Here is a 12,936-nt window from a genome sequence, read left to right as displayed (position 1 = left end):
TCCTGAACCGAAGCGTGAACGGTTACTGCGCAATGAATCGCCTGGCCTTGTTAACCAGCAATTTGGTCTCCAGGTATTTGGCAACCTCTATCACCGCATCATTATCCTTGCGGGGAGCTTCTTTTACTTTGTTAGGGTATATGGAAATACCGGTGTAAATATTGTAATACAACGTAAGTATATGACCCTTGTACGTGAAGTTCCACGTTAAGGTATCAAAATCATCCTGCTTGTTGGAAAACCGGATCTTGAGATCGTCGAGGAGAATGTTGGCCACTTCATAAAAGCGTTTCAGTCCGCAGTCATCATCAATGATGGCCTCGGTGCAGCCAAAATCTGTGCGTAGAGTCAGGCTCATAAAGTACGGTTTGGGTGTTATATAGATACAGTTGAACCGGGGTTCAACCGAGTTTCGCAGGGATTACTACGATCTGAACTTTCGCGCTTTTGGAACCTTCTCGCCACTCAGTATGCGCTCGGCTCCTACATTTTTGCCATTACTGGGGCATCCGTATTTCGGACTGCACGCACTTCCACCTAAAATATAAGCCGCCAGCACTGCAAAAAAAAGAACGATTCTAATGGATTTCATATGCTTATTTTCAAAGGATAAAACGCAGTTAAATCTAAAAATATTATGCCATTAATGCAATAGGTAGAATCAATTATTCGGTTACCTGATCACGGAACCAATCGGCATACTTGATGTAATTGTTGGCTATCCGGTCAATTTCGCCATTGATCTGGTTTACAGCAATGTCTTTCACCCTTTTAGCCGGTACGCCTGCGAAAATGGTGCCGGGCGGAACGATGGTTTCTTCCAGAACCACGGCGCCGGCCGCAATAATGGAATTGCTGCCGATCTGGGCCCGGTCCATGATAATGGAGCCCATGCCAACCAGTACATTGTCGGCTATGGTACAACCGTGTACAATGGCGTTATGACCAATTGACACATTATTGCCGATTATGGTTTGAGTGCGCTTATAGGTGCAGTGAATAACGGCGCCGTCCTGTATATTCACTTTATTTCCCATGCGAATGCTGTTTACATCGCCGCGCACAACGGCATTGAACCAGATGCTGCAATCGTCGCCCATCACTACATCGCCAACAATAGTGGCGTTAGGGGCAATAAAACAATTGCTTCCGAACTGGGGATAAACCCCTTCTACATGTAAGATGACTGGCATGATAGTAAGGTTTGAAGTTTCTACAACAAATATCCTGAATTAGTTTCAGGTTTCAAGTTTAAGGTTACAAGGCCTGGTTTTCGGGATTTTGCAATTGTTTCGGTACCCTGCTATTGCGCCCTGTAACCTGTAACCTGCAACTTGTAACTGGTTCTCTGGCATCCCGGTAACAGGTAACCAGTATATTTGCCCCTGATTATGAATAAACGCGAATTATTTCTACGGCATGTGGCCCAAACCTCGCCGGCACCATTGGGCCTCGAGATCGTGAAAGCGAGTGGGACCACCCTGCGCGACGCCGCCGGTAAAAAATACCTCGACCTCATTGCCGGCATCAGCGTGTGCAATGTTGGCCACCGGCATCCGAAAGTGGTAAAAGCCATAAAAAAACAGCTGAACGACTATATGCACCTGTTGGTATATGGCGAAATGATAGAAACTCCCCAGGTTCAATACGCCAAATGGCTCACTGAACATTTGCCGGCTTCCCTGAACTCGGTCTATTTTACCAATTCGGGCGCCGAAGCTACCGAAGGAGCCATGAAACTGGCCAAACGCGTTACCAACCGCACCCGCATTATCGCCTTCAATAAAAGCTATCATGGCAGTACCCAGGGCGCACTGAGTGTCATGGGCGATGAATACTGGCGCAATGCCTTCCGCCCGCTGCTGCCCGATGTGCTGCACCTGGAATACGATTCCTTTGAGTCGCTGCAGGAGATCAACAACCAAACTGCCTGTGTAATTGCCGAAACCATTCAGGCCGAACGGGGCGTGGTGGCCCCCTCGGGCGAATGGATGACCGCCCTGGAGCAAAAATGCCGGGAAACCGGCACCCTGCTGGTGCTCGATGAAATTCAAACCGGTTTTGGCCGAACCGGTAGCTTATGGGGGTTTGAACAATTCAAAGTAGTGCCCGATATCGTTTTGATGGGGAAAGCCCTGGGCGGCGGAATGCCCCTGGGCGCTTTTGTAGCCGACAGAAAACTTATGCAGGTGCTTACCGAAAACCCGGTACTGGGCCATATTACCACCTTCGGCGGGCACCCCGTTTGCTGTGCTGCCGGACTGGCCGCTTTTAAAGTACTGTTGAAAGATGGGATCATGCCCGAAGTGGCCGATAAGGGCGCGCTGTTCAGAGAGTTGTTGCAACACCCCCTTATCAAAACAATACGGGTGAATGGATTGCTGATAGCCCTTGAGTTTGACAATTTTGATATCAATAAAAAAGTGATCGACGGGTGTTTGCAACAGGGCTTACTGACCGACTGGTTCCTGTTTGCGCCCGAATGTTTGCGGATTGCGCCACCCCTTACCATTTCGGCCAAAGAAATAAAAAAAGCGGTGAAGATCATGCTGTCGATATTGGATGCAATACAGGCAGAAGCGGCGCCAATGTGACCATAAGGCCGTGTTATTGAAATGGTTGGGTTATTGAACAACCGGGTTGTTTTATTGTTAATGACCCGATAAATAGGTGGATATCAATTTTATACCTTTAAATTTGCGCCACTGTATACCTGTGGTGACTGGTTAACCAATATTTAATCACTTCAAAAATAGGCTATGCGTAAAACTGATCTTATTCCATTTCTGTTCCTGGGTATGGTAGCTTGCAACGATGGCGGCTCCAAGGAAGGTGAAAAAACTGCTGATACTGCTACAGCTGCAACAGTAGATACTACTTCACACCATCCAATGGCTGATTCTGCCAATGCGGTTGCTCCATTGCCCGCTATCCCTGAGGGCGCCAAAGTATTTTTCGTAAACCTGAAAAATGGGCAGAAAATTAAATCTCCCTACAAGGTAAAGATGGGCGTTTCGGGCATTGCACTGGATTCTGCCGGTGTAATAAAACCCGCTTCAGGCCACCATCATATTCTCATTGATGCCGGCGATTCACTGGCTGCGGGAACCGTAGTGCCTAAAGATTCTACCCACCTGCATTTTGGTAATGCGCAAAAAGAAGCCGAGCTGAAATTAACGCCCGGTGAGCATACCATCACCCTGCAGTATGCCGATGGCATTCACCGTTCATACGGTGGTAAACTGGCTTCATCGGTGAAAGTGACTGTACAGAAATAAATGTTGCTCATAAATAACCGGGGCAGATACCTGAAAAGGTGTCTGCCCTTTTTTTTATTGGCGTATTTGCGGAAGAAAATTCTTTTCGATCACGCAATCGTTTGAGTAGATAATACGGCGTATTAAAGTGTCTTTTTTACACAAATTTAAGGACTTATATGAGGGTGTTTTAGATAACTTATTTGTTAAAATGCCGCAGCTCGTCTAAAAAATTATTTATTTAAAATTCTGTACAATATTTTTGAAGAAGTTAAACAAGGTCTATGCAATAGCTTTGAGGGCATGACCTGCGGGGCGATTTTCTAATCGCCCTTTTTTTGTGTATATCAGTCTAAAACTGCGCAACAATTTTGCTTTCCTATTGATCAAAATCAAATATGATACTTTTTTTTATAGTTATTTGGTACATCGGTATCAGTCAGTTGTTTTAATTAGTGATAGTCAGTTATTGCACGAAAAGAAATCACCCCTGAATTTCATCGGACACTGGCTGATTATCGTAGTTCTTTTTCTTTGTGAAGTATCGCAAATTACACTTTACCAGGAGCCAGTTCTCTGGTTCCTGTTTTTTTAAATCCCTGCAACTCGCTCTGAGCGGGTATTCGCCCGCCGGTTGAAAGTCGAAGAGTCGAAGGAACACTTCACACCTTCTTCCATAAAAAAAGCCTTCGCCAGCAAGTGCCGACGAAGGCTAAATATTTTAAGAGAACTCCTCACTAATTTTCACTCCTCACTAGAACTGCAATCTAAAGCTGCCAAATATCCCAAAACGTTGCGATTTTGCATCGGGCAATGGTTGTGGTAATACCCGCCAAACGAAATCAATTCTGAATACTTTAAAGATGTTGTCGACACCGGTACCAATCTCCATGTATGTTTTACCATCGAGCGATTCGAACTTGTAGTCAGAAGTGGCTGGCATGTTCAGCGCCTTGTTCTCATCACTCAGGCTGCCCCACATTCCTTTTACAGTATAGAACTGACGGAATTTCAATTTGCGCGTAAGCGGTGTAAACCGGAATATACCAGACCCGAAATTATGTTCGAAATTGAACCCCGCGTACTTGTCGTGCAAATACTGAAAGCGGTTCATCAGGCTATAGGCATACTTGTTATAATAGTAAATTTCATTACCTGGCGCTACATCAAGCAGCATAAAGGGCAGGGTGCCGAAAGTTCGGCCGGCAAATACATTATAGTAAATGCTGCCATATGGTGATATTTTCAGGTAGTCAGAAATACTGCCGCTTATTTTGCTGTATTCATAATGGCTGTTAAACACCCCCTTCATACCCCGGGTATATTTGAAAGTGGTAATGGGGTAGGGGCTGCCTATGCTGTAGCGGCTAAAAGTGCCTTCAATGAACTTTTCAAGGTAAGCAAACCGAAGCTGTACCGAGGCTTCGAAGGTATTTAATGGCTGGGTAGCGCCGTCATTTACATCTTCGAAAAGTTCTTTGGCCGGCAGGTTCATTATAGGATCATACAATTTTCGTGCACCGCTCAGGGTAACCGATAAACCCGAATGCCATTCTTTAAACAGGTCCATTTGCATTAATTCTGTCTTCAGGAATTTTATAGGCACGCCATTTTTCCTTACTGCCAGTGCAAAGATGTTATCCTGACTTACTTCATCAAAATAGAGCTGGCCATAATCAATATCTTTTGAGTATTTGGCCATAATATAGGCGCGTGGGTTCTTGTTGAACAACCACATGGCGTCGCCCTCGTATTTGAATTTCTGGTCCTTGGTACCGTATGCCAAATAGCCATGCAGGTGTAGCTTTTTGCTGAAATATCTGTTGGTACCCATGTCCCACCTGAAGCGATATCCTTCCAGCACGTTTGAGTATATCCAGTTGTACCAGGGACCTATTTCAAAATTGCCTACATCGAGGTAACCGGTTGCCAGGAAATTAACTGTTTTTACCGCCCGTTGAAAGGCCGGGATCTTTAACAGCGTATCAATGGTTTGATATAATTTCTTTTCCTGAACGCTTAATTCTTCATGCCGGTTCGCCGTCCAGAAAGAATCGGGGGCGTTATTGGCCTGGGGCGGAAATATGGTTTCTTCAATGAGCTTGTTCTTGGCCAGCTGATTGGTAACCGAGGTATCATTTACGACAATGTCTTTATAAGTGGTGGTTTTTCTGCCAATGGCCGATAGCAGCTTTTCACCCGATAGCAGGGAGAGATCAACCACAAACTTATCCCTTGTGAGGAACCAGGTGCTGTCGTTCAACAGGCTGAATTCCTGTATGAGGCTAAGCCTGTTCACATAGTTTACGTTGGCGTCCTTATCAAGGCGCAGGTTCATTTTCTGAATGGCGAAAGTGGTATCATGCACCCAGCAATCGCCTTCAAAAGTGTTTTGTCCCTTGTGTTTGGGTATAAAGAAGAAGTGGATGAGGCGGCGGCCATTCACAAATTGCGAATCCAGTACTTTGTAATTATAGAATGCATCCCCGTTATCGCTGATGGGGCTTACAAATTGTTTGTCGAATACCGGAATGAAGTTGGCGTAAAAGTTTACATTCTGATCAATGCCCCCCAATAGTTTTGAAACGCTTTCATTGTTCACCCCCATGGTTTTGGTGCCTTTGAACACTTCCCGGCGGCGCAGAGGCGATTTCTGGAAATAATAATCACTAATGGCTTCAGTAATGTATACTGGTAAATAGGGAACACCCTCTTCCGTAGTATCAATATTGTTCAGCACAAAATTGAACTTCTTGATAAAAGGCAGGTTCTCCCATTTTTCTCTTTTGATGTTCTTGAGGTCTACTTCCAGTTTGTTGTACAGTTCGTAAGAAAAGTTGTGGAAGCGGTAGCGGTCGTTCTGGGCTTTGTGTTTTACAATACGCTTCCACATCAGCAGACCCCGGTCGATCTTTCTTTTCACTATCACGGCTTCGAACTTACCCCGTTCCATCAGGATGCTTATGTCAAGAACATTGTTCTTGGCTTTTGCCAATAAAAAGCTATCGAATGGCAGTTTGAATTCCTGATAGCCTACATAAGAAATGATGAGCGTGTCAGAAGAAGGCCATTCGTTAAAACGGAAAATAAAACTCCCTGCTGAATCGGTGAGCTTGCCGGTCTTTTGTCCTTGAAACTGCATAGAGGCGAAAGGAATACGTTCGTCGCTATGTGCATCTTTAACAATTCCTTTCAAGATCCTGGTTTGCGCTATTGTGTTTTGGGCTAACAGAATAAGCAGCAGGAGTTTAAACGGTCTAATAGGCATTCGTATAAGGTCGGTTTGTTTCTCCGCCAAAAATACGATAACAGAGATAAAAGCATATTGTTAAAAACGATAAATGGAATCCTGTAGCCGGTAAAAGCCCCTTCCAATCGATAAACATACTTTTCCTGATCATAATTAGCGTGAAATATGATAAACAATAATGTTGTTGCAGGTACTTAAACGATCAATTGCTGCTTTTTGCATGTGACTAATATTAAATAAGTTAGTTTAAGCAGGCATCGATAGAAACTGGATAACCAATTTCAGGTTTCCGGGTTGCAGGCAGCACAAATCATGAGATGGAAACAAAGCCCGATTCCATACCAGGGCCAGTAAGCCTGTTTACTGCGTCTTGCGCACCGCGTGTCATGGTTTCATTCGGCGACATTTCCGCCAATTTACACCATTACCCTTCACCCTGGCACAATACACAGCAAACAGATTCCTCATTTACTGCTGCCCCGGCCAGGCCAGCACCGGCTGCCTGCCCCTTACAGCCTGAACATATAACGGTTTCCCCCATTTATTATTGACAATTCACCTGTGGCCTTCCCCCATCCCGAATAAGTTTATTTCGAAAAAGTTTGGAATTCTCAAAAACTCGGGCTTACTTTGTTTTACAAAGTGCTTTTTATGGATAGCCAACATCCCCCGCTGGAAACCCTGCAGGACATTAAACGTATTATGGAACGGTCGTCGCGCTTCATTTCCCTGAGTGGGTGGAGCGGGATCAGTGCCGGCATATGCGCCCTGGTGGGTGCCTGGGCAGCACAACACCGCATTAACAGCTACGTACAAACCGTGTATGGTGGCAGTTTCGACAGCGGAAGACCAAGGCACTATGGCCTCGATACACCAGCCGCTTTGTACAACGACCTTTTTTTGATCGCAGCCATTACTTTTACGACAGCTTTTATTTCGGCTTTTATTTTTACCTGGATAAGAAGCCGCCGCAATGGTACCCGCTTGTGGGACCGTACCGTTCAGCGCCTGGCCTGGAATACCATGTTGCCCATGGTTGTGGGTGGACTGGTTATTTTAAAAGCCATGGAGATGGAATATTTTGAACTGGTAGCACCCGGTTGTTTGATCTTTTACGGCCTGGCACTCGTGAACGCATCGAAATATACTTTGGGCGAGATCCGCTATCTGGGTTATGGCCAATTGATCCTGGGTATTATTAATTTGTGGGCTGTTCGGGGTGGATTGTATTTTTGGGCCGCCGGTTTTGGTGTATTGCACATCCTGTACGGTGCTATTATGTGGTGGCGGTATGAACGGAAGAGTAGTAGTCAATAATTTACAGCATGAAGAACCCGATTGAAAATCTTAATAAAATTTTTGATAGCCGCATTCGCATGGGGGTAATGAGTATTCTCGTGGTGAATGAGGAGGTGAGCTTTAATGACCTTAAGCAAATGCTCGATGTAACCGATGGTAATCTGGCATCGCACATGGTGAACCTGGAAGAAAATGGATACATTAAAGTACACAAAGGGTTTATTGGCCGTAAGACCAACACAACCTATTCCATTACCCGGGCTGGTGAAAAAGCATTTAAAGATCATATTGAAGCCCTGGAAAATATGATCAAAGGAATGAAGTAATTTTTTTTGCCTTTACACTTTGAAACGCAAAGTACTTTTAGATATGTGTAACACTTATTTCGCATGGCCATAAAAGTATAACCATGAAAATTAAAATGATACTGCCTGCGCTTACCGAAGCCAAAAGTCCATACTGGCGCCCGGTTAAATATTCATTATTCCCGCCGTTGGGGCTCGCCACACTCGCGGCGTATTGCTCACCAGATGATGATATTGAGCTGCAGGATGAACATGTAGAAGAATTGCAGATCCATGATTCGCCCGACCTGGTAATAATTCAGGTCTACATCACCAATGCATTCCGCTCGTACAGGCTGGCCGATCATTACCGCAGCAAAGGCGTATATGTATGCCTGGGGGGACTGCATGTAAGCTCTCTGCCCGACGAAGCGCTGCCGCATGCCGACAGTATTTTTATTGGCCCCGGTGAAGATACTTTTCCTGAATTCCTGAAAGATTTTAAAAACAGGACCCCGAAAAAGGTATATGTAAATGCAAAGCGCACTATTGCAGATATACCACCTATTCGCCGTGATCTCATCAAACGCCAACTGTACCTGGTGCCCAATTCCATCGTTGTTTCAAGAGGTTGTCCGCACCATTGCGACTTTTGTTATAAGGATGCTTTTTTCGAAGGCGGCAAGTCTTTTTACACGCAACAGGTTGATGCCGCTTTAGCCGAGATCGACCGCTTACCGGGCAGGCATCTTTATTTTCTCGACGATCACCTGTTAGGCAACCAGAAATTTGCGACCGGTTTATTTGAAGGTATGAAAGGCATGAACCGGGTTTTCCAGGGCGCTTCTACCCTTGATGCCATCTTACGTGGCAATCTGATCGAAAAAGCAGCGGAAGCCGGGTTGCGAAGTGTGTTTATCGGTTTTGAAACACTCAGTACTGTTAATCTTTCGCAAACCAATAAAAAGCAAAACCTGGGCAAAGATTACCGCGAAGCCATTAACCGCCTGCATTCGCTGGGTATAATGATCAATGGCAGTTTTGTGTTTGGGCTCGATGATGATGATAAATATGTTTTTGAAAGAACAGTTGAATGGGCCGTGGAAAATGCCCTTACTACCTGCACGTTCCATATTTTAACTCCTTACCCCGGAACCCGTTTGTATAAGACCATGGAGCAGCAGAACAGAATATTGCATCACAACTGGGACCAGTACGATACCCGCCAGGTTGTATACAAAACAGTGGGCTTACATGCAGAAGAGCTTAAAGAAGGTTACGATCGTGCATATAAGTCCTTCTATTCCTGGAAAAATATTTACCGGGCCAGCATGCAGCACGATAGCCTGAAGTACCCCCTCAAACATTTTACCTATGCCGGTGGCTGGAAAAAGTTTGAACCGTTATGGAACTTCATTATAAAAACAAAAGGACTTAATAACATGCTGCTCATATTGGAAGCCATTTTATCGAAAGTAAATAACAGGAGCAACAATAGATCTGTTAGCCCATTTCCGGCTATTGCTTAAACAAATATTTAACCCTTGTGGATAAACAACTAATAAACTGTACTATGAATAAAGACCTTGTAAAAATCATTTTGGTAACAGCCGGCGCTTTGCTGTTCAACCTGGTTTTCTGGAACGAAAAACTCGCTGTGAATACTGTATTATTCGATGCCTTTTTATTATCGGCCCTGTTCTTTCTGTACCCAAAAGCCCGCCTGCATGCTACTGTGAACTGGTTGTTGCTGGGGCACCTCATCAGTTTGACCATGGTAGTTATACACAATACCGACCTCAGTAAAATTGCTTTTGTTGTTACCCTGTTACTGGTGGCTGGTTTTGCAGAGTATACCCACCGGTCGGCCTGGTTTGCAGGTGGTTCCATGCTGATGAATGTTGTGATGGTGGCCGCTTCGTTTGTAGAACCCATCAGGTTGAACAGGGGTAAGGCCGTTAAAGGTAAAGGACTCAGCCGGTTCATTCGCTTTGCTATATTCCCCATCATCCTGCTGATCATATTCTTTTGTATTTATAGGGGAGCGAATAATGTATTTTCTGAAATAGCCGGTAAAATAGGCGTGCAACTCGAAATATTCTTCAGTCACTTTTTCGACTTCTTCTCCTGGCAGCGCATTCTGTTCCTGTTGTTGGGACTGCTGATCACCGGTTCAATACTGCTGAAGAGCAAACTGGATTATTTCAGTGTGAAAGAAGCCCGGCTAAATGATGGTTTGCAACGGTTCAAAAGAACATTAAATAAGAAAAGAGAAAAACCTTTTTTCCAGTTCGTTGAATTAATAATGGGCAAAATGGCCAGTGGTATGATGGCTTTAAAGAATGAGAACACCACCGGTATTACCAGTCTGGTATTATTGAACGTGCTGCTGCTGGTAGTGAATATCATTGATGTGAACTTTCTGTGGTTGCATTTTCAATATGAAGAAGGAAAACCGGTTTTTAAAATGGTGCACGAAGGCACTGAGTTGCTGATCGTTTCCATTGTGCTGGCCATGGCTATTTTGTTATTCTTCTTTAAAGGCAACCTCAATTTTTACAAACGGAACAAATGGTTGAAATATGGCGCCTATGCCTGGATCATTCAGAACGCCATGCTGGTGAGCTCAGTTTTCCTGCGCGACTATTATTATATCCTGAAACATGGCCTGGCTTATAAGCGTATTGGCGTGTTGTTCTTTTTGCTAATGGTATTGGTGGGGTTGATCACAGTGTTTATAAAAATATGGAGTAAAAGAACCAATTACTTCCTGTTCAGGGTAAATGCATGGGCTGGTATAGCAGTACTGGTATTGGCTTCCACTATTCACTGGGATGAATTTATTGCCGGTTATAATCTGAAACGAAAGAATACGGTCGATCTGGATGTTGCCTTTCTGCTTTCCCTGTCAGATAAAGCATTGCCCCTGCTTGATACCAATATAGTTGCCTTACAGAAACGCGAGAATGAGCTGCAGGCTTTACATAACAACAGGACCTCAGCCTGTGACTCCTGTTTTATTGAGCAATTGAAACAACGGGAAAAGCAGTTTAAGCAAGAGCAGCAACAGTTATCCTGGTTGTCGTGGAATTATGCCGATGCGTATACGGAAAAGTATTTCCGGAAAAGGGGATTGATAACCGTAGTTCACTAAAAGCCAGTAAGTATGACACCTATAAGAGTAGCAGCAAAGATCTGGATGAAAGCAGTGCTTTTGTTGGGTATTAGCGTTGGATTGACTGCTGTAATAGCGCTGGATTTTTTTGGTATGTTATTAGCAGCACTGGCTTTCTTTTTCGGATTTACTATAACGGTACCCTTACTGCCGTTGATTTTAGTGCTGATAAATATTACGAAGCGGTTATCACAATATAGTATTCAGGCCCGGTTGGTATGGCTCACTTTTTACCTTATAGTATTATTTTATTTATACTATCTGATGGTTTTAAAAATTACCAGCATTAAAGAGTTTGAAACCTTTTTTAATCATCTCATTTTTTTCATGGCAGGTGTGTTGCCGGTGGCTGTATTCACTAACCGTAGGTCCCTTTATGAATTATATGAAGCTAATAAATAAGTACAGGCCCTATTCAGTCATCAATGTGACAACGTGAAATAAACAACAGTTAGTAAAGAGAGCGAAGGCATTTTTCATCATAACAAATTACAGTCTTTGTTGTAGTAACTTTAGTATAACAATAAAATGATCACTTTTTTAAAAATAAGTATATGAAGTCACAGGAGTTCTCTATACGGGGTAGAATCAGAAGCTTCAGGTTTGCATGGGAAGGGATTGCCTCATTTTTTTTGACCGAACACAATGCCTGGTTGCATTTTATGGCAACGGTGGCGGTTTTTACGCTCAGTGCGCTGGCAGGTGTTACAAAAAATGAACTGCTGGCATTGGTATTTGCCATTGGTTTTGTATGGGTGTCGGAAATGTTCAATACCTGTATTGAGCGGGTGATGGATTTTGTTTCGGAGCAACGCCATCCCGATATAAAATTTATAAAAGACCTGGCTTCAGGGGCTGTATTGGTAGCTGCATTAACAGCAGTGGCCGTAGGCGCTATAATATTCATTCCTAAATTATTTTAACGATGAAAGTAGCACAAACGAAAGCCCCGGGCCACACAAATATTTGGAAAGGTTGGGCATTGTTCAAAACAACCGGCAGTGAAATTGATCGCATACTTACCTTATCAATGGCTTTTAGCGTAGCCCTGGTATTGGCGCGAATTGCTTACACCGGCAAATACACTTTTATCTGGATGACATGGAACCTTTTCCTCGCCTGGCTGCCATACAGGATCTCTTCCTGGTTGCACCAGCATCCAACGGTTCAAACCAATAAATGGAAATTTACGGCCATATCGTTGGTATGGCTGTTGTTTATACCCAATGCGTTTTACATACTTACCGATCTTTTTCATCTCGGCAAGTTTACCAATGTGCCTAACTGGTTCGATTTAACGCTGATCATTTCCTTTGCCTGGAATGGTTTATTGCTGGGTATTTTATCGGTGCGGCAAATGGAAAAAATAATGCAGCCATACCTGCGCGGCAGGCATGAATTGCTTTTCGTTTATCCCATCATGTGGCTGAATGCATTGGGCGTTTACATGGGCCGGTATCCGCGGTTCAACAGCTGGGATATTCTTACCAATCCGTTCGGGCTTGTAGCTTATATGTTCAGGTTGTTATACCATCCCATACAATGGAAATATGCCTGGGGCATGGTGGCCTGTTTCTCGATATTTATGACGCTGGCATACCTCGCAATAAAAAGATTAAGTAAAGCTATTCATTGATCCAGGCGCTATACCCTTCCAATATAGCGGTTGGT

13 protein-coding genes are annotated in these 12,936 nt (G+C 44.1%); 9 read left to right on the top strand and 4 right to left on the bottom strand.

Features of this window, described 5'->3' with window-relative positions:
* Positions 1 to 22: 22 nt before the first annotated feature.
* From A3860_RS10945 to A3860_RS10940, 3 genes are all read right to left on the bottom strand, one after another.
* Complete coding sequence (locus A3860_RS10945) at positions 23 to 358, bottom strand: DUF3630 family protein (protein ID WP_081146732.1); 336 nt, start codon at positions 356 to 358, stop codon at positions 23 to 25.
* Positions 359 to 424: 66 nt separating this feature from the next.
* Positions 425 to 592 (bottom strand): hypothetical protein, encoded by a 168-nt coding sequence (locus A3860_RS41070; protein ID WP_158085202.1) that lies wholly within the window; start codon positions 590 to 592, stop codon positions 425 to 427.
* A 73-nt stretch (positions 593 to 665) separates the two neighbouring features.
* Positions 666 to 1,193, bottom strand: coding sequence for a gamma carbonic anhydrase family protein (locus A3860_RS10940; protein WP_081146731.1), 528 nt, complete (start codon positions 1,191 to 1,193; stop codon positions 666 to 668).
* Positions 1,194 to 1,391: 198 nt separating this feature from the next.
* On the opposite strand from A3860_RS10940, the gene A3860_RS10935 reads away from it, so the two are divergent.
* Both A3860_RS10935 and A3860_RS10930 read left to right on the top strand, forming a co-directional pair.
* Positions 1,392 to 2,594, top strand: a complete 1,203-nt coding sequence (locus A3860_RS10935) for an aspartate aminotransferase family protein (protein ID WP_081146730.1) — start codon at positions 1,392 to 1,394, stop codon at positions 2,592 to 2,594.
* A gap of 165 nt (positions 2,595 to 2,759) precedes the next feature.
* Positions 2,760 to 3,278, top strand: a complete 519-nt coding sequence (locus A3860_RS10930; protein ID WP_081146729.1) for a DUF4399 domain-containing protein — start codon at positions 2,760 to 2,762, stop codon at positions 3,276 to 3,278.
* 733 nt (positions 3,279 to 4,011) lie between these two features.
* On the opposite strand, the gene A3860_RS10925 is transcribed toward A3860_RS10930, so the two are convergent.
* On the bottom strand, positions 4,012 to 6,453 hold the full coding sequence (locus A3860_RS10925; RefSeq protein ID WP_158085201.1) for a DUF5686 family protein: 2,442 nt from the start codon (positions 6,451 to 6,453) through the stop codon (positions 4,012 to 4,014).
* 705 nt (positions 6,454 to 7,158) lie between these two features.
* Here A3860_RS10925 and A3860_RS10915 point away from each other — a divergent pair.
* The 7 genes from A3860_RS10915 to A3860_RS10885 all read left to right on the top strand — a co-directional run bounded on the left by A3860_RS10915 (position 7,159) and on the right by A3860_RS10885 (position 12,901).
* Entirely contained in the window at positions 7,159 to 7,824 is a 666-nt protein-coding gene (locus A3860_RS10915) for a hypothetical protein (protein ID WP_245843513.1), read from the top strand.
* Positions 7,825 to 7,832: 8 nt separating this feature from the next.
* The gene (locus A3860_RS10910) at positions 7,833 to 8,132 is read left to right on the top strand and encodes a winged helix-turn-helix domain-containing protein (protein ID WP_081146725.1); all 300 of its coding nucleotides are present in this window, start codon (positions 7,833 to 7,835) and stop codon (positions 8,130 to 8,132) included.
* Positions 8,133 to 8,215: 83 nt separating this feature from the next.
* Positions 8,216 to 9,619, top strand: a complete 1,404-nt coding sequence (locus A3860_RS10905; RefSeq protein ID WP_081146724.1) for a B12-binding domain-containing radical SAM protein — start codon at positions 8,216 to 8,218, stop codon at positions 9,617 to 9,619.
* A gap of 44 nt (positions 9,620 to 9,663) precedes the next feature.
* Positions 9,664 to 11,244 (top strand): DUF4153 domain-containing protein, encoded by a 1,581-nt coding sequence (locus A3860_RS10900; RefSeq protein WP_081146723.1) that lies wholly within the window; start codon positions 9,664 to 9,666, stop codon positions 11,242 to 11,244.
* A gap of 45 nt (positions 11,245 to 11,289) precedes the next feature.
* Positions 11,290 to 11,667, top strand: a complete 378-nt coding sequence (locus A3860_RS10895) for a hypothetical protein (protein ID WP_143774050.1) — start codon at positions 11,290 to 11,292, stop codon at positions 11,665 to 11,667.
* A gap of 152 nt (positions 11,668 to 11,819) precedes the next feature.
* Positions 11,820 to 12,188 carry a diacylglycerol kinase family protein gene (locus A3860_RS10890; RefSeq protein WP_081146721.1) on the top strand — a complete coding sequence of 123 codons (369 nt, stop codon included), beginning with the start codon at positions 11,820 to 11,822 and terminating at the stop codon, positions 12,186 to 12,188.
* Between the two features lie 2 nt (positions 12,189 to 12,190).
* Entirely contained in the window at positions 12,191 to 12,901 is a 711-nt protein-coding gene (locus A3860_RS10885) for a DUF1361 domain-containing protein (RefSeq protein WP_081146720.1), read from the top strand.
* Positions 12,902 to 12,936: the final 35 nt, after the last annotated feature.

This window comes from Niastella vici (assembly GCF_002077945.1).
Taxonomy (GTDB): Bacteria; Bacteroidota; Bacteroidia; order Chitinophagales; family Chitinophagaceae; genus Niastella; species Niastella vici.
Note: the sequence above shows the minus strand (reverse complement) of the source record. Positions and strands in the feature narration are given on the sequence as shown.